Source organism: Mycobacterium sp. ENV421, from assembly GCF_002887815.1.
GTDB lineage: Bacteria > Actinomycetota > Actinomycetes > Mycobacteriales > Mycobacteriaceae > Mycobacterium.
Genome location: NZ_PDHO01000005.1, coordinates 1 through 17,144, shown reverse-complemented (window position 1 = coordinate 17,144; position 17,144 = coordinate 1). Strand labels below are relative to the sequence as shown.

Sequence of the window (17,144 nt, the reverse complement as noted above, 5' to 3'; positions counted from 1 at the left end):
GCTCAGCTTACGTCCGCAGGCAGAGAGTACAAACGAAGCCATGCCGACCATCTCTGACACCGTCACCACCGCCGATGGAACCTGTCCGGTCATCCTCGCCGTTCCCGACGGCCAGGGCCCGTGGCCCGGTGTGATCCTGTATCCCGATGCCGGTGGCACCCGCGCGACGTTTGTCGACATGGCGGCCCGGCTGGCCGACCTGGGGTACGCGGTGTTGGTGCCCGACGTGTACTACCGCAGCGGCGATTGGGCGCCCTTCGACATGGAGACGGTATTCAGCGACAAAGCCGAGCGGCAGCGGCTGTTCTCGATGATCGGCAGCGTCACGCCCGACGCGATGGCCGCCGACGCGCGGGCGTTCTTCGACTACCTGGCCGGCCGCCCCGAGGTGACCGGCGAGGCGTTCGGCACGACCGGCTATTGCATGGGTGGGCGCACGTCACTGACGGTCGCCGGCCGGGTGCCCGAACGCGTCGCCGCGGCGATGTCGTTTCACGGCGGCGGGCTGGCCTCCGACGATCCGGACAGCCCGCATCTGCTGGCCGACCAGATCACCGCGGCGGTCTATGTCGGCGGAGCCCAGGACGACGCCTCGTTCACCACGGCCCAGGCCGACACCTTGGACAAGGCGCTGACAGCGGTCGGCGTCGACCACACCATCGAGTGGTATCCGGCCGCCCACGGCTTCGCGGTCCCCGACAACGCGCCTTACGACGAGGCCGCCGCCGCGCGGCACTGGGATGCGATGCGGGACTTCTTCGCGGCCCACCTACCCCGCTGAGTCGTGCTCGTGCTTGTGCTTGTGTCGGGAGTGGCGCAGGCTGGCCAGCGCGCGGATGACGCCGCGTGAGGCGTAGACGGCGACGACGCCGGACAGCAGGATCAGGAATACGAACATCACCAGCCAGTTGGTCCGGCTGTGCGGCACGTTCCACCAGACGATGGTGAACAGCACCGCGCAGATGAAGACCACGATGTCTCGCCAGTTGCCCTTGTAGGACGCCGCGATCTCGCGCAGCTCGCGGCTTTTCTCGGTGGCATCGATGAGGTCGACGATCCGCACGTTGATGCTCTCGCGCAGCCTGGCGCGCAACTCGACGTCCTCCTCGGGCAGCTGGTCGAGCAGCTCGAGGTCGGCCTTGATGGCGCCGCGCACGTCAGGGCCCCGGAGATTGCCGGCGGCGACACCCAATAGCGCCCCGCCGGCGATCGGCGCGGCCCCCAGAGCGATATCAGCAATTCCCGGCATGACACCTCACGTCCTTCATCGGGCGGTTGTTGCAGATGACGGTAGGGCCGACCGGCCTGCCGGTCCAGAAAGACGTCAGATCGTGTTGCCCGGTCTCGGACGCGGACGCGTCGCGATAGGCAAGGTCGCAGGGCTGATGACGTAGTTTGACTAGGCGAGCCGATCCCGAGTGGAAGGGCGAGACCGATCCCCGTCACACGCCAGCAGAGCGACAACGCCAGGCGCCGCATCGAACGTCGGGCAGCAGATCGCCGGGCGTCCAACGAGCGCTGGCGAAGCATCCTTCTCGGCGCCACCGAGGTGTTCCGGCGGGAGGGATTTGCCCGAGCCCGGCTCGAAGACGTGGCCGCCGAAGTCGGCATCAACCGGGCGTCGCTCTACTACTACGTCGGAACCAAGGAAGAGTTGCTGCTCGCCCTCATCGAGGAGCCGGCCCGTGACATGACGCGGCACTGCCGTGCCGCGCTGGAATCCGACGCGCCGGCCGACGTCAAACTGCGTGCCGCACTGCATTGTTACGTCGACGACCTCGAGAACCATCCGGAGTTGTTCCTGCTGTTCAACGAGAGTCAGCACATCGCCGCGATTCCCGACGCAGAGGGCATCAGCAGCAACGCCGAGGATTACGTCCAAGCTCTACTCGCGATCGTCGAGGAGGGCGTCGGCACAGGGGTTTTCCGCGCCGACCTGGAGCCCCGGCTGGTGACCCACGGAATTCTCGGGATGCACAACTGGATTCATCGGTGGTACGCGCCCAGCGGGCGGTGCTCATTGACGGAGATCGGCGAGGTCTTCGCCGAGATGATCCTTTCCGGCCTGCGCCCCTGACCAGGCGTGGATAGCGCACGCAACAGTCGATTCGTCACTAAGATGCATGGACACTGCCCTCGGGGGGTCTGGCCATGCATTTTGATGTCAACCTGCGATTTCTTCACGACGCCGTGCGACCGGTGGCGCCGTACCAGGCCTCGTTCCGGCCGTGACGACACCGGTTCTGGACCTCGGCGGTCGTGTCGTCGACCGACGGAACGAACTCGCCGACCTCCGGGCCGCGGTCGACGCGGCGGGGCGCGCCGGCGGGGCGTGCCTGCTGCTGAGCGGCGCACCGGGCGTCGGCAAGTCGACGTTGATCCAAGCCTTCGGCATCGAGGTATCCCGCGGCGGGTGCGTGTTCGGCTACGGGAGGTGCCGTGCTGACGCCCCGGCGCCGTACGCGGCGTTGTCCGTCGCGCTGGGCTCGATCGTGCGCACCATGCAAGCCACCGGCCCGGCCGAACGCACCCGGTGGCAAGCCGAACTCGTCGCCGAGATGTCCGGGTTCGCGGGGATCCTCGCCGAACTCGTACCCGAATTAGCTTCGCTACTAGGCGAATTCGCCAATCCTACCGAGCTCGACGCCGCCGACTCTCGACACCAGCTACACCGTGCCGTCATCCGGCTGCTCGCCGCCACTGCGTCGTATCGACCGGTGGTGCTGGCTATCGACGACCTCCAGTGGGCCGACCGGGACACGCTGTTGCTGTTGGCTGAACTGCTGACGGTGTCGCTGCGCAACGTCCTGGTTCTCGGCGCCCACCGGGAGGGCGAGTTCGATCCGGCCGGGGTCGCCCTGAAATCGGACGGCCTGCAGGCCATCCAGCTCGAACCGCTGGGCCTCGCCGACGTCGAAGAGCTGCTGGCCGATGTGTGCGGCCGCAGCGTGGAGATGGGCGACGTGGCCGCCGAGTTTCATCATCGGACAGGGGGCAACCCCCTGCACGTCCGGCAACTGTTCTACCGTGCCCAACGCGAGGGCGCGCTGGTACCGGTCGGCCCGGGCGGCCATCCACGCTGGGATCTGCGCCTGCTCACCTCGATCGAGGTGTCCGCCACCGCCGCCGAGTTCCTGGGCCGCTACCTCGACCAGCTTCGCCCGCCGGATCGGGAGGTGTTGAGTTCGCTGGCGTGCATCGGCGGCGAGTTCGACCTCGAGGACGCCATCGCGGCGGCTGCGAAGTCGCCCGACGTGGTGGCCCGCGCATTGTGGGAGTGCCTCGAACTCCGGCTGGTCGAGGCGCTCGACGCGGGTGGGCAACGGATCACCAACGCGATCAGCCGCGACGCCCGCTATCGGTTCAGCCACGATCGTGTGGCCGAAGCCGCCCGCGCGGAGCTGTCGGACGACACCTTGCGTGCCATCCATCTGCGCATCGGTCGACGGCTGATCACACTCGGGGATGACCGCGTCTTCGATGCGGCGCGCCATATCGGCCTCGCCGGCGTCGAAGCGACCGAAGAAGCGGAACGCAGCGGCTTCGTCGAAGTCGTACGGCGTGCGGCTCGAAAAGCTCGGGCGCAGGCCTCCTTTCCGCTGGCGCTCGACTACTGCCGCAATGCGCTGGACCTGCTCGGCGACCAACGCTGGAGCACAGACTTCGCGCTGACGCGAGACCTGCAACTCGACGCCGCGGACGCCGCATTGCTCGTCGGTGATGCGACGACACTCAACGCGCTGCTCGACGAAGCCGAGCGGTTCCTGCACCAGCCGCCGGACCGCGCGCGGATCGCCTATCTACGTCTCAAAGGCTGCGTCACCGAGAATCGCCTCCAGGATGCGCTCGAGACAGGCCTCCACGCTCTCCGCCAGCTCGGCGAACCCATCGCTTCCGACGCAGGCAAACCCCGGATGGGCAACGCCATCGTCCAGATGAAACTGACGATGCGGCGCTGGAGCAACGAACGCCTGCTCGCGCTGCGGCACTGCGAAGACGAGCGGGTCATCGCGCTTCACCCGATCCTCGCCGAGCTGTGCAATTTGGCGGTCCTGATCCGGCCCAACATCCTGCCGTTATTAGTCCGCAAGCAACTCGATCTCACGCTGGCGCACGGCCACACGCCCTCCTCTCCAGTGGTCATCGCCGGGTACGGAATCGTGCTGGTCTTGCTCGGCGACCACGCGGGCGCCCAGCGCTTCGGTGAGGTGGGGCGGGCACTCGCCGCGCGACCGGAATTCCGGGAGGCCCGTCCGCAGGTCGTTTTCATGTATCTCGACTACATCCATCACTGGCGCCACCCCATCCGCGACGGGGTGTCTGAGCTTCGCGGTGCGGTGGATGCAGCACTCGACCAAGGCGACCAGGAAAACGCCGGCTTCCTGGTCGCGGTGCTGCTCTCTCAGTCGTTCTGGCTTGGTCGTCCGCTGGCCGAGATCGACGCCCTCGCCAGATCCCTGATCCCGCAAATCCGTTCACAGCCCGTGCCCAGTGCCCTCTGCCAGGCCGTGCAGCAACTGTGCCTCAATTTGATGGGGCGCAGCGCCGATCCGCTCCTGCTTGCCGGCGAGAGCGGTTACGACGAGCGAGACGTGCTTCCAGCCGCGCGCAGCGAGGGCGATGCCGTGACGCTCGCCGCGGCCGCGGCCGTGAAGCAGGGACTGCATTTCTGGTGCGGTGACTACGCCGGCGCGGCCGCCGCCACGCATGAGGCGATCGAGCACATCGACGGCCTGGCCGGGGTTCCTGCCTCACAATTCGTGTACCTACTCGGCGCACTTGGCATGATCCACAGCGCACCAAAGGATTCCGCGACCACTCGCTTCGTCCGTCAGGCTCTGGCGTTGCACCGCAAGTGGGCGGCGGGGGCACCGGAGAATTATGCGGCATCCTATGCGCTCATTCAGGGGGCGTGGGCGCGAGCGCGCGGCCAGAACACCAAGGCCGATCGCTTTCTTCATCAGGCGATCGGACTTGCCGAGGAGCATCAACTTCCGATGGTGAGCGCGTACACCCACGAGGAGGTCGCCGCGCTCTACGCCGAAACCGGGCGGGCGACCCTCGGCGAACACATGCTGCGCAGGGCCTACCAGCGATGGCAGAACCTGGGTTTCGTGGTGCGCGCCGACAGGCTGGCACGGGAGCACCCCTGGCTACTGCGGCGCGATCTGTCGGGTTCGGGAGGTATCGATCCGGTCGGGGCACACCAGTTGCTCCACTCGTTGTCTTCCGCGCGGACGGCGGACACTCTGGCCAACATCGTTCTGGGCTCGGTGGCCGACACCACCGGCGCAGATCGCGTCCTGTTCCTCACCGGCGGGCCCGAACACCTGGAAGTTCGCGCCGTCAATGACCGCGGCGCCATCTCGATGGTGGACGGACCGTGGACCGAAGTCGCCTACGACCCGACGATCGTGCGTCGAGTGATCGACGAGGGATCACCTGTCATTGTTGCCGTTGATCGCGCAGCAACAACTCTTTCTGTGCTCGCTTCCCCGATCCGTCTGCACGACAACATAATCGGTGTTGTATACGCCGAGAAGGGCGAATCTGCAGGAGTTTTCAGCGCCGACCACAAGCAGGCGGTCGAGTTCGTGTGTGCACAAGCAGCGGCGCCGCTGTCGAACTTTCAACTCGAGGCACGACTTCGGGCCGCCGACGAGTACCGACAGTCCCTGATGGACGTTCAGTCACGATTCGTGCCGAACAAACTCCTGCGCATCCTCGACATCGACGACCTCCGCCGCGTCCGCAGCGGCTACCGGGTCGAACGCGAGATGACGGTACTCATCAGCGACATCCGTAGCTACACCACGATGATCGAGGATATGAACGTCGCCGACGCGGGCAACCTGGCGACGGACTTTCTGCGCGCCATGGAACTACCGATCATCAGCTACAACGGCATGATCCAAGACATGCGCGGCGACGAGATCGTCGCCGTCTTCGAGTCCGAGCCCGATGCTGTCCGCGCGGGGTTGGGCATGCTGCGGTCTCTGCACGATCACAACCAGGAGCGCGCAGCACTTGGTTCCCAGGAGCTGCGGGCCGGCATCGGGATCACCACCGGCACCGTGGGGGTCGGTCTGGTTGGTGGGGTCAACCGGATGGTTCTCACCATCATCGGTGACGCAGTCAACCTCGCTGCGCGTATCGAGAGCACCAACAAGCGGTACGGGTCGGCGTTGCTGATCTCCGATCAGACCCAGGCGCGGATTGCCCATCTGGCGGAGTTCGACACCCGCCGCATGGAACGGGTCAGAGTGGTCAACAGACGCCAGCAGGTGACGATTTATGAAGTGTACGAATCGGATCCGGATGAAGTGCGAGAGGCCAAGCGTGCGGCACAGCCCGCCTTCGACGAAGCCTTCGCACTGTTCGACGCGGGAGATGTCGACAAGGCCCGCGCCGCCTTCGAACGCTGCCGACAGTTGCTGCCCGACGATCCTGTTGCGCCACTGCACTTAGCTCACTGTGATGCGATGACGCGTGGCGAAATGGACCCCGGCCAAGAAATCGTTCTCCTGAGTAAGTAGTGCACTACTGCATTTTGGAAATTCGGTGAATTACTTGCGCGCTCGTCGATTTCCTCTGCCATGATCAGGCGAAACATCTACGACTTGTCGGGGGTCCGTAGTCATGTATTTGAGCGCAGAACGATTCGCCTTGGCCAACCAGGCGGTTCGCGACACTTTCGCGCAATGCAGCATTGTCTGGCAGGCCATCCCGCACTGGGACGTCGGTGATCCCGGCCAGATCCAAGTCGCTGACGGCAAATACAATCCGCCGGGCTTTCTCAATCTGACATTGGCACAACTGCCGTTTGACGTGACTCTCGCCCAAGCGAATGGGCCCACTCCTGACGCACTACTCACGGAAGTCATGGCCAGGACGAAGGTGCTCGCCAAGAACGTCGATGACGCGATCCTGCCGCAGCTCTACACAAGCGCGACCCTGAGCCTGCCAACAACCAACGGCGACAATGATCTGCTGAAGAAACTGATCACCGCCCGTGCGCATGTGGAGGATGGCGGGTATCGGGCGCCATCGTGCCTGATCACCAACACGAAGGGGCTGACCAATCTCAGCCAGTTTGTCAGCGGGTCTTCAATTTTGGACGGCCTGCTCACCGGGGCGAACGTCAACGCACTGCACCGGACCACGCATCTCGACGGAGCGGACCCTGACACGCGGATCGTGGTGCTTGGCCGTCGAAGGCGAATCCCCCAGGGCTCAGCGCCTGATGCGTCGCCTGCCGAGGAGCCGGTAGACGTCGCCGTCAGCCTTCCGCCGAGCCTGGAGATCGACGGCGAGACCGGCGGCGGCCATATACAGCTCACCGCACGGATCCGGTACGCCTTGAGGATCACGGATGACCTCGGCCTCGCCAATATCCACAACCCCTAAGCCCGCTTCAAGCGGGCCCACGCCGCCACCGGCACGCCCGCTCGACGACTATCTCGCACTGTGTAAAGAGGCCTGCGACGGTGAAATAGCACGGCTGTACGGTCCGGGTGAGCGTGGAAACGGCAGCCTCTACGATCTGATCCTCGACTATCCGCTGCGCGGCGGTAAGGCGCTTCGGCCTGCGCTGAGCATCGCGACATGCCTCGGGCTCGGCGGCCATCTCGAAGCGGTGCTACCCACGGCGGCAACCCTGGAGCTCTACCACAACGCGTTTCTGATCCACGATGACATCGAGGACGAATCCTGGTGGCGGCGCGGCAAACCCACCTTGCACATCGACCACGGTGTCCCGATCGCCATCAATGTCGGCGATGCCATGCTCTCACTGTCACTGCAACCGCTGCTCGACAATGTCGAGCGAGTGGGACTCGGGCCGGCACTGCGCATCCTGCGCGCGGTGGCCAAGATGACGCGGCTGACCGTCGACGGCCAAGCTTTGGAGCTCGACTGGGTGCGGTCCAACAGTTGGCAGCTCGACGACGCCGACTACCTGAGGATGGTGGAACTGAAAACCAGTTGGTACACCTTCATCACACCCCTACAAGCGGGCGCTATCGCGGCGGGGGTCGGGCCCGAGCGGATGGACCCGTTGGAGTCCTTCGGACGCCATCTCGGCGCGGCATTCCAGATCACCGACGACCTGCTCAATCTTCGGGGCGACCCGCAGGAGTACGGCAAGGAGATCGGCGGGGATCTGTGGGAGGGCAAGCGAACCCTGATGCTCCTGCACACCCTGCGGCACGCCGAACCGAAGGATCAGGCTCGGGCCCTGGGGGTTTTGGCCAAGCGCCGCCCGAGTCCCGACGGTGAAGGTCTGACCGAGCTGCTGGACCGACTGGCGGCACAAGGCGAACTGTCCCAGGCAGGGCGCGTCGAACTCGAAGCCCGCCTGCAGGGGCACCAGCCGTCGGACTGCAAGAGTATCAATGACATTCGCTGGCTGTTCGACTTGATGCACGACGTCGGATCGCTGCGGCATGCGCGTGATGTCGCCGCGACACATACCCGGCAGGCGGCCGCGGTGCTGGCAACGTTCGACTGGTTCCCGCACAGCCGTCACCGCGACGTGCTGGCCGATCTCGTGGACTACGTGCACGGGCGGACGCGATGACCCCCGAACAGATGGCCGGCATGCTCGCGGAACTCGAGCGACTCCGCGAACTCACTCTCGACCTCATCGAGCGGGAGACACCACACTTGCACCCGCCGCCACCAGAAGAGGCCGATGGGACGCAACGGGCGTTCTTCGACCTGCTGATCGGCGCCCGGCGTGCGGTGCTCGGCAACCCAGCAGCCGCTCGCAGGCTGCACGACCTTCTGGTGGCCGAGGGACGCCGCTATGCCCATACTCCCCGCGGAGCGCGACTGCGCGACGGACTGGCAGCGTCCGAATCGGTGGAGAACCTGCGCCGGGTGTGGGAGATGGTGAGCCTCAACACTCTCGGCGGCCCCGCTGCGCCCAGCGGAACCCCCGACGCCTGGGCCGATCTCCTGGTCGATGCTCTCGTCGGACACGGCCTCGACGACACCACCTTGGCGCGGCTGCGGCCCGAGGGGTTCACATGACACTCACCGAGCCTCGTGACGCGCTCGCCGACAAGAGCGATTTCATCGGTTATCTGGTCGGTCTTGCTGCTCTCGCCGAAATGGTTCGCGCTCTGGCCTCCGACACCGACCCCGGCGCCGCCCCGGTACGGGACTGCGATGACTTCGGGTACGCCCTGCTGGGGCTCGCCAGCCTGGGTTCGGCCGTCGAGCGAATAGCCAACTGCTGCACCCAACAACTGCATACGAGCATCGACGCGGACTCGACCGTCCCGATAGCAAGGTTCCTGCGATGAGCGCCGTGCTCGCGCGCAGCGACTTTCTGCGAACTCCGATCTTGGCCGGCGCCCGGCCCGCGGGCTTCAAGGAGTGGCATCACTTCGTGATCCACGGTCACGGCGTGCGGGTGTTGATCAACTTCAGCCTCAACAACGAAGTCTTCGGAGCCGACGAGGTGCGACCGGCACCCCGCGTCATCGTGATCGCCCACGACGAGAACTGGACCGGTGCCATTGAGCGGTTCGACGGACACGCGATCGAGGTCTCACTGGATCTGGGCGGCCTGTCGATCGGCAACAACCGGATGACCGTCCGGGCTGACGGCTACCGTCTGTCAATAGATCTGCCCGACCGAGACATTCGGGGTGATTTACACTTCGCCGCGACCAGCCGGCCGTTCGTGGTTCGCAACGAACCGGCTGGCGAAGGCCGGATCAGCTGGCTGTTCGTGCCACGACTGCGCGCGCAGGGCTGGCTGCACATCGGCGGCCGAGATCACCGATTCGACGACGACCTGGCCTATCACGACCACAACTGGGGCCGATTCCGCTGGGGCGACGATTTCGGCTGGACCTGGGGAACCATCCTGCCCACGGCCCCCGACGACCCGTGGTCGATGGTGTTCGTCGAGATAACCGACCGCAGCTGGTTGCGGTCGGTATCGCGATCGCTCTACGTATGGCGCCACGACGAACCCGCCGCGATATTCCGGCACGCAGCAGTCCAGGCGCGCTCGGACGGCAGGCTCACCCGCACGGCCGATTGCACTCTCCCCCCTCCTATGCGGCTACTGCTCGACGGCGAGATACCCGGTGTGCCGGAGCGGGTGACGGTCACCGCGGCACGTGTGGGCGACTCCGTGCATGCCGAGTTCCATTCGCGTTCCTACGCTCGTCTGGCGCAACCAAGCGAAGTGCGCCCCGACCGCTCGACTGTGCTGTGTGAAACAGACGGGACGGTTCGGGTGCACGGCACGATCAAGGGCGAGAACTTCGCCTTCGACGGTACCGGTGTATTCGAGTTCCTTTATGGCTGAACAGGTCTCGTCGCTCTTCCGGCGGTCAATCGAGCATCTCGAGGAAGATGTGCCCGCCAGTTACCGGTTCATGGTTGCCGAACTCGGGCCGATGGTGGTCGAACTCGGCGTCGGCGACGACGTGTTTTCGGTCCGCGCGCAGGGGCATCGCCTCCAGGTCTCGGACGGCTCCGCGCAGGCGGCCAACGTCCGGATCCGAACGTCGCGAACCACCATTCTCGATCTGATCGATGCCAACGCCGGTCTCGACGAGGCCGTGGAAGGCGGCGCGGTGTCGGTGCACGGGTGCCTCGATGACATTCAGCGCGCACACGACACACTGCTGGCATACATACACGGTGCAGTCCGGGCGGCGTCGGTACCCGCACTGCTGTCCGAACTGCGGGCTGGTGCAACGTGACCGACCACGGCATAACGACACCGGCGTCGTGTAAGCGCCGTCCGACCGTAGCGGTGATCGGTGCCGGCATCGCGGGGTTGACCGCTGCTCAGGAACTCGCCGAGCGAGGTTTCGTGGTCACGGTCTATGAGGCAGAACACGACGAACGAAACGGGTTGGGCCCCACATTCGCCGGGGCGTATCCGCCTGTCAAACTCGGCGGTCTCGCCGCGTCCCAATATTCGACGGTCGGCACATACAACGGAAGCCAAGCTGAGCTGCGGCCCTTCCCCGGGCGTCGTGGCCGCCCGCCGGCACCCGGGCGGGCGGTGCCGGGTGAGCATGGCTTTCGCTTCTTTCCCGCGTACTACTTGCACATCTGGGACATGTTCCAGCGAATACCCGTCTACCAGAACGCCCGTCGAGCCGACGGCACATCGCACTGGACGCCGACCTCGCGCACTGTCTACGACAACGTCCGACGGGTAGTTACCCAAGGCGCCACCGCCGACGGAGAGCCATCGTTGGTGTTTCCCCGCGAACTTCCGCGCAGCCCAGCTGAATTCCTCAGCGTCCTTTCGCAACTCACGACTTTTGGGTTCGCTCCGACCGACATAGCAACCTACCAGAGCAGACTGCTTCGCTACCTTGTGACCAGCCCTCTGCGCCGCAGGTTCGAACTGCAGAACGTCTCGGCATACGACTTCCTCGTCGGACACGACCCCCAGACCGGAACGGACAAATACTCCTACACCGCGCAGTGCGACACGCTATTGCGCCAGATGCCAAGAGTTTTGGTTGCCCTCGACTCACGCTGGGGGGACGCGCGCACGAATCTCAGCACGAATCTGCAGCTGTACCTGAGCATGGATCGCCGCGACAACAAGGCCGACGGTGTGCTCAACGGTCCCACCACCGAGTCGTGGTTCGACCATTGGTACCACCACCTGATCGCGCTCGGCGTCCGGTTCGTCCATACGGCGGCGACCCGGCTTGACCCGCCTGTGCCAGACCCAAAGCAGCCAGCGCATCTGCGGCCACGTGCGCAGATCGCGTTCGCCAACGGTACACGGGTGACTGCGGACTACACGGTTGTCGCTGTCGATGCACCCGCGGCCGAATACCTCGCAACCGCGCTGCACACGGGAGGCACCGGCGGTACTGCGGCCAGGCTGGAGGGCTTCACCACCACAGCGCCGCCACCCGAGGGCCCGCTGCAACCTTCCGCCACCCGACCCACCCAGTGGCGGGATCCCTACTCGATAGACGAACTGGGCCGAGTGCCCTGGGATCGCTTCCAAACCCTTTGTGGAATCCAATATTACTTCGACACCGAGTTTCAACTCGTTCGAGGACACATGCTTTACGTCGGCAGCCCGTGGGCCCTGTCGTCGGTCAACCAGACCGGACTCTGGGAGAAGCGTCCGATACTCGACCGCGACGGCCACGTCTCGGTGCTGTCGGTCGACATCGGCGATTTCAATACCCCGTCTCCTTACGTGCTCGACGAGTCCGGCCGACCTAAAGCGGCACGCGACTGCACGCCCGATGAGATTGCCGTGGAAGTGTGGCGCCAGATCACCACCGCACTGGCCGGCGATTCAGGATCAGGCGGACAAGGGGTCGTGCCGAGCCCGATGTGGTACGCACTCGATCGCGGTCTCGTCATGGCGGGTGGGCCCGGTCAGGGCCAAGGCCGGGTGGTCCGCAACAAGACTCCGTATCTGGTCCCCATCGTGGGAGATTGGGGCAATCGGCCCAGCACCGAGCCGTGGAATCCGCATGGTACGTCGTGGAGTTTCATCCCGCCGGAGGACGTCTGGGTCGAAAACCTCGAAAAGGACAACGTCTGGCAAGCGCGTCACGGCGGCTACCAAGTCCACAACAATTCGGTGGTCTTCGCCGGCACGTGGAACAAGACGTTCACTCGCCTGACGTCGATGGAGGCCGCGTGCGAGTCGGGCCGCCATGCGGTGAATGCCATTCTCGACCACTACATCTGGGTTGAATCGGGCGGCGTCGACCGTCGGGAGAAGAGCCCGCCGCTGAAGTGGGTGTTCCCGTACGGCTTCCTCGACCAAAGTCTGTCCAGTCCGATCCGGATGCCGACACCGGCCGGCGACTACTGCTATGTGTTCGACATCGAGAACCGAGAGCCGGCCGACACCCGCACCCTCCGCAATATCGATTCAGACTTTTGCGAGCGTTCACTGCCACACCCCTTGGACATCGTGGCTCCGTACCCGCTCGGCATCTCAGCCCTTCCGACCGCACCAGCAGGAGGTTAAACCATGTTCACACCGTCGCCGGATTACCTGCAGCAGCTGTTCGCCTATCTCCAAGCGGGACAACAGCTTCTGCAGCAGTGGACCACCGCGAGCGGTGGCCCTCAACTTCCCGCCAATCCGTTCATGCCGCCCAACCCGGCGGCCGCTGGATATCCCATGCCCGCCATGCCGTCGCCGGCACAGCCCTCGCCGCCCGCGCCGGACTACGCACAACAGCTGTTCGGTTACCTTCAGGCGTGGCGGCAGTATCTGGAGCAGATGGCGCCCACAGCATCGGCGCCTGGCCAGGCCGCCGCCGCGGCACCGCTCTTCGTCGGCCCGGTGCAAGCCACTCCCCACCCTCATCACGATGGCGGGCCAGACATCCCGACCAAGCCCGACGATGACGGGAGCAAGAGCAATGTGTTGAAAGCCCAGAATGCGGGACCGATACCCCCGCCGAATGTGGTGGCAGTCGGACCAGTCCTTCGAAATTCGACGCAAGTATCTGATTCGAAGCCGTTGGAGCTCTTGATCCCGCCCTTTCTGGACACCGGAAATCAGATCGACCGCCTGGGCCAGGGGATCATCGCGGAGAGCCCGAACACGTCATCCGCACAGGCGGCAGCCGTCCGTCAGCCGTCGAACGCCACCACCCCGCGAGCAGCTTCGGCATTCACCAGTGCGATGAGTCGAGTGGATCGGGCGTCCGTGCAACCGATCGTCGCCAAATCGCTCTTCTCTCAACCAGGCATCGACACCCCGTCAGGCTAAGAGGTAGTCACTCCATCAGCCCAGCGGCGACCGTTGCGCCGAGGTTCCAGCACGCCTCCAGATCGTCCTTGGTCGGCTTGCCGGACACGATGACCGTCTCCGCCGCCCGCACCCAGCCCAACCCGGCGGTGATGCCGTCGATGGCGCGCTGCGCGCCCTCGGTGCCCTCGTTACCGTGCAGGTAGACGCCGAACGGGCGGCCTCGGGTGGAGTCCAGGATCTGGTAGTAGGACTGGTCGAAAGCATGCTTGAGAGCGCCCGAGATGTAGCCGAGATTGGCGGGGCTGCCCAGTAGATAGCCGTCCGCCTCCAACATGTCGGCGGTCGAACATGTCAGTGCCGGCCTGCGAATCACCTCGACCCCGTCGATCTCGGGGTCGGTCGCGCCAGCGAGCACCGCCTCGAACATCTCGTGGCAGTGCGGCGACGGCGTGTGATGCACAATCAGAAGACGCTTCATCTCCGACACCGTTTCAGCGCCAGGTCGCCGCGGAAGTCAGCACAACGACCGGGATCTCGCGCGTCATCCGTGTTCACGGCGTTGCAGAGACGCGCGCCCGGCGAATCAGCCGTCACCGTCTCACCTCCGCTTGCATGGCAACGGCTTTGCGCATCGTCTCACGGGCTCGGCCGCGGTCGCCGGCATAGTCGTAGGCCCGCGCCAGCCGGTACCACCGCTGCCAGTTGTCCGGATCGGCTTCCAGTTCAGCCCGCACCGTGTCGAACAGCTCGTCCGCGGCGTCGCGCTCGATACGTCCCGACGGCGTCCGCGGCAGCTGGCTCCCATCGAGTTCCATCCCGGCCTCGGCGGCCAGCCGCGCCAGCCGCTGATGGGCGAACCCGGCACGCAGCGTCGCCACCATCGCCCACACCCCGACCACCGGAAGGATCAGCACCCCCATGCCGAGCGCGACCGCGACCGGAGTTCCGGTGCCGATCAGAGTGATCCCGGTTCGGCCCAGCAGCAGAAAGTAGACAACCAGGGCCGCACACATGAGGCCGATCAGGAGCTGGACGCGCAGGGCGGCGTTCACAGGTCGAGCAGTGGTTCGATTCCGATGGTGAGGCCGGGCCGGTTGGCGACCTCGCGGACTGCGAGCAGGACGCCGGGCACGAACGAGGTGCGGTCCAGGCTGTCGTGCCGGATGGTCAGCGTCTCCCCGAGCGTGCCGAACAGCACCTCCTGATGCGCGACCAGCCCGGTCAACCGAATGGAGTGCACCGGCACGCCGTCGACATCTGCACCGCGAGCTCCGTCCAAACCGGTACTGGTGGCATCGGGGTTGGGCGGCAAGCCTTTTCGTGCCTCGGCGATCAGCCGGGCGGTGCGGGTCGCAGTACCTGAGGGGGCGTCAGCTTTGTGTGGGTGGTGCAGCTCGATCACTTCGACGGATTCGAAGTAGGGCGCGGCCTTCTGCGCGAAGTGCATCGACAGCACGGCGCCGATCGCGAAGTTGGGGGCGATCAGAACAGCGGACTCGGGGCGGTCGGCCAGCCAGGACCGGACGGTGTCCAGGCGCTCGTCGGTGAAGCCGGTGGTGCCGACGACGGCATGGATCCCGTTGTCGATGAGGAACTTCAGGTTGTCCATCACCACATCGGGATGGGTGAAGTCGATGACCACCTCGGTGTCGCTGTCGGTAAGCAGCGACAGCGCATCACCGGCGTCGACTTCGGCGCTCAGCGTCAGGTCGTCGGCCGCGCGGACGGCGTCGCACATCGTGGTTCCGACTTTGCCTCTGGCTCCCAGCACCGCAACTCGCATACCTGCAGCCTAACGAGGCACCGCTGCCGTCATCTCAATGCACCATTCACCGTCCAGGGTGGGTTGCTAGGACTTACCATTTCTCTGGGGAGGTCGGGGATGTTCACGAAAGCTGGATTGGCCGTAGCAATGAGCGCCGCATTGATAGCGGCGGCTCCGGTGAGCACAGCCGCGACGGTGCTGACGCTCGAGGGCGGCTTCGTCGGGATGCAGCACTTTGTGCACTTCGTGCCGACCCAGCTGCACGGAGACCTGTGCAAGAGCCCGAATCACTGTCAGCCGGTCGACTACTTCGCGTTTCCCGGCGGCGCCTTCACCGATCAGGGCGCGACGAAAGTTCAGCAGGCCATCGCGCGTCTGCCCGCCGATGAGCAAATCGTCCTCTTCGGGCACAGCCAGGGCGGACAGGTCGTCTATTCCGACCTGCGCAGGTTTGCCGCCGACCCGGCCGCCGCACCCGACCCGTCCCGGCTGACCTGGGTATCGATCGGCAATCCGGAGAATCCGTACGGCGGCCGACGAGCCAAGACCGAGAGTTCCACGACTCCGTGGCTGCCGGTGGACACCGCCTACACCGGCATTGAGGTGATCCGGCAATACGACGGCTGGGCCGACTGGCCGGACGACACACGCAACCTGCTTGCGGTCGCCAATGCGTTCGCCGGGATGTTCGCCATCCACACCAACTACCGCAACGTCGACCTCAACGATCCGAACAACCTGCGGTACACACCGGACGTGGCCGGGCAGCCGGGCAATGTCACCTACGTGTGGGTCCCGACGAAGACACTGCCGCTCGTCGCCTGGGCCGGACCACTGGCCCCGGCGCTGGACAAGAAACTGCGCCCGATCATCGAGGCGGCCTACCACCGGCCGGTCGACATTCCCGATCCGCATGCGCCGGCCGCGGTCCAGCCAACTCGATCCGCTGCGCCACCGGCCAAGGCAGCATCGACGAAACGCGCCAAAGCCGGTTCCGGCAGCGCCAAGTCGACCAGCCAGCCCAAACCGAAAGGCTCGACCGCCTCGTCGGCACGCCGACATTGACTCGTTGAAAAACGCCTCCGATTCGCTTGTCAGCCACCCTCGTTAGCATCCGGAAAAGTGTGTTGATGGGAGAAGGGTGCAGTGAGCAGGAATCGCTCGTCCGGCGGAGGTATAGGCGGACTCCTCCTTTTCTTGTTGGTGATTGGCTGGTTGGGCAGCCATATGCACGCGGTGATTGGATTCCTCGTCGCTGTTGGCATCATCGGTGGATTGGTACTTCTCGGCGTCGCCCTTTACCGGGGCGCCGGCGCACTAGAGGAACGCCAGGCCATCGCACGGGAGCAGGCGCGCATCGACCAAGCAGCCCGGGCTGATGCCGCCGCGCGTAAACGCAAGGAGCAGGCAGACCGAGAAAAGCAGCAACGTATCGACATGCTCGGCTCGGAAAACGCCGCACGCCTGGAGTCCGCACTCAAGGCCGTGAAGCAGGTGGGCGCCTCAGAAGCCGCCCGCGAAGGATGGCTGGGCGATGTCAGCTTCAGCCCGGATATCGCCGGAATCACCAGCAATTTCGCTAAAGCGCACGAGTTCGGGCGTTGTCAAGCTGCGTGGAGTCGGTCGGTGTCGTTTTCAGCGGGGAGGTTG

Annotated in this window: 14 protein-coding genes and 2 pseudogenes; 12 read left to right on the top strand and 4 right to left on the bottom strand. The window is 65.3% G+C overall.

Annotated features, from left to right (window positions below; genetic code table 11):
- The first annotated feature begins 40 nt into the window (after positions 1-40).
- A complete protein-coding gene (locus CRM90_RS08205; RefSeq protein WP_102806521.1) occupies positions 41-781 on the top strand; it encodes a dienelactone hydrolase family protein in 741 nt (246 codons plus the stop codon).
- Here the strand turns inward: CRM90_RS08205 and CRM90_RS08200 are convergent.
- Positions 770-1,249: a hypothetical protein gene (locus tag CRM90_RS08200; RefSeq protein ID WP_102806520.1), complete on the bottom strand. Its 480-nt coding sequence runs from the start codon at positions 1,247-1,249 to the stop codon at positions 770-772. The two genes, CRM90_RS08205 and CRM90_RS08200, sit on opposite strands and share 12 nt — an antisense overlap.
- A gap of 228 nt (positions 1,250-1,477) precedes the next feature.
- On the opposite strand from CRM90_RS08200, the gene CRM90_RS08195 reads away from it, so the two are divergent.
- The 9 genes and pseudogenes from CRM90_RS08195 (at position 1,478) to CRM90_RS08155 (ending at position 13,747) form a co-directional block, all read left to right on the top strand.
- On the top strand, positions 1,478-2,077 hold the full coding sequence (locus CRM90_RS08195) for a TetR/AcrR family transcriptional regulator (RefSeq protein ID WP_102806519.1): 600 nt from the start codon (positions 1,478-1,480) through the stop codon (positions 2,075-2,077).
- Between the two features lie 151 nt (positions 2,078-2,228).
- Complete coding sequence (locus CRM90_RS08190; protein ID WP_102806518.1) at positions 2,229-6,536, top strand: AAA family ATPase; 4,308 nt, start codon at positions 2,229-2,231, stop codon at positions 6,534-6,536.
- 103 nt (positions 6,537-6,639) lie between these two features.
- On the top strand, positions 6,640-7,407 hold the full coding sequence (locus CRM90_RS08185; protein ID WP_102806517.1) for a hypothetical protein: 768 nt from the start codon (positions 6,640-6,642) through the stop codon (positions 7,405-7,407).
- Positions 7,373-8,578, top strand: coding sequence for a polyprenyl synthetase family protein (locus CRM90_RS08180; protein ID WP_102806516.1), 1,206 nt, complete (start codon positions 7,373-7,375; stop codon positions 8,576-8,578). Before CRM90_RS08185 ends, CRM90_RS08180 begins: the two co-directional genes overlap by 35 nt.
- Positions 8,575-9,033, top strand: coding sequence for a hypothetical protein (locus CRM90_RS08175; protein WP_102806515.1), 459 nt, complete (start codon positions 8,575-8,577; stop codon positions 9,031-9,033). The genes CRM90_RS08180 and CRM90_RS08175 overlap by 4 nt, the downstream gene beginning before the upstream one ends.
- Complete coding sequence (locus tag CRM90_RS08170; RefSeq protein WP_233209220.1) at positions 9,030-9,308, top strand: hypothetical protein; 279 nt, start codon at positions 9,030-9,032, stop codon at positions 9,306-9,308. The genes CRM90_RS08175 and CRM90_RS08170 overlap by 4 nt, the downstream gene beginning before the upstream one ends.
- Positions 9,305-10,327 (top strand): hypothetical protein, encoded by a 1,023-nt coding sequence (locus CRM90_RS08165; protein ID WP_102806514.1) that lies wholly within the window; start codon positions 9,305-9,307, stop codon positions 10,325-10,327. Before CRM90_RS08170 ends, CRM90_RS08165 begins: the two co-directional genes overlap by 4 nt.
- Complete coding sequence (locus tag CRM90_RS08160) at positions 10,320-10,727, top strand: SCP-2 sterol transfer family protein (protein WP_102806513.1); 408 nt, start codon at positions 10,320-10,322, stop codon at positions 10,725-10,727. The genes CRM90_RS08165 and CRM90_RS08160 overlap by 8 nt, the downstream gene beginning before the upstream one ends.
- Positions 10,724-13,747, top strand: a pseudogene (locus tag CRM90_RS08155) (FAD-dependent oxidoreductase). Before CRM90_RS08160 ends, CRM90_RS08155 begins: the two are co-directional and overlap by 4 nt.
- 7 nt (positions 13,748-13,754) lie before the next feature.
- Here the strand turns inward: CRM90_RS08155 and CRM90_RS08150 are convergent.
- From CRM90_RS08150 to dapB, 3 genes are all read right to left on the bottom strand, one after another.
- A complete protein-coding gene (locus CRM90_RS08150) occupies positions 13,755-14,207 on the bottom strand; it encodes a flavodoxin family protein (protein ID WP_102806512.1) in 453 nt (150 codons plus the stop codon).
- Positions 14,208-14,319: 112 nt separating this feature from the next.
- Positions 14,320-14,742, bottom strand: coding sequence for a tetratricopeptide repeat protein (locus CRM90_RS08145; RefSeq protein ID WP_102806741.1), 423 nt, complete (start codon positions 14,740-14,742; stop codon positions 14,320-14,322).
- A gap of 35 nt (positions 14,743-14,777) precedes the next feature.
- Positions 14,778-15,512 carry a 4-hydroxy-tetrahydrodipicolinate reductase gene (dapB, locus tag CRM90_RS08140; protein ID WP_102806511.1) on the bottom strand — a complete coding sequence of 245 codons (735 nt, stop codon included), beginning with the start codon at positions 15,510-15,512 and terminating at the stop codon, positions 14,778-14,780.
- Between the two features lie 99 nt (positions 15,513-15,611).
- Between dapB and CRM90_RS08135 the strand changes: the two genes are divergently transcribed.
- Together CRM90_RS08135 and CRM90_RS08130 are read left to right on the top strand one after the other, a co-directional pair.
- Positions 15,612-16,559: a PE-PPE domain-containing protein gene (locus CRM90_RS08135; RefSeq protein ID WP_102806510.1), complete on the top strand. Its 948-nt coding sequence runs from the start codon at positions 15,612-15,614 to the stop codon at positions 16,557-16,559.
- 138 nt (positions 16,560-16,697) lie between these two features.
- Positions 16,698-17,144 (top strand): annotated as a pseudogene (locus CRM90_RS08130) (hypothetical protein); the annotation flags it as partial.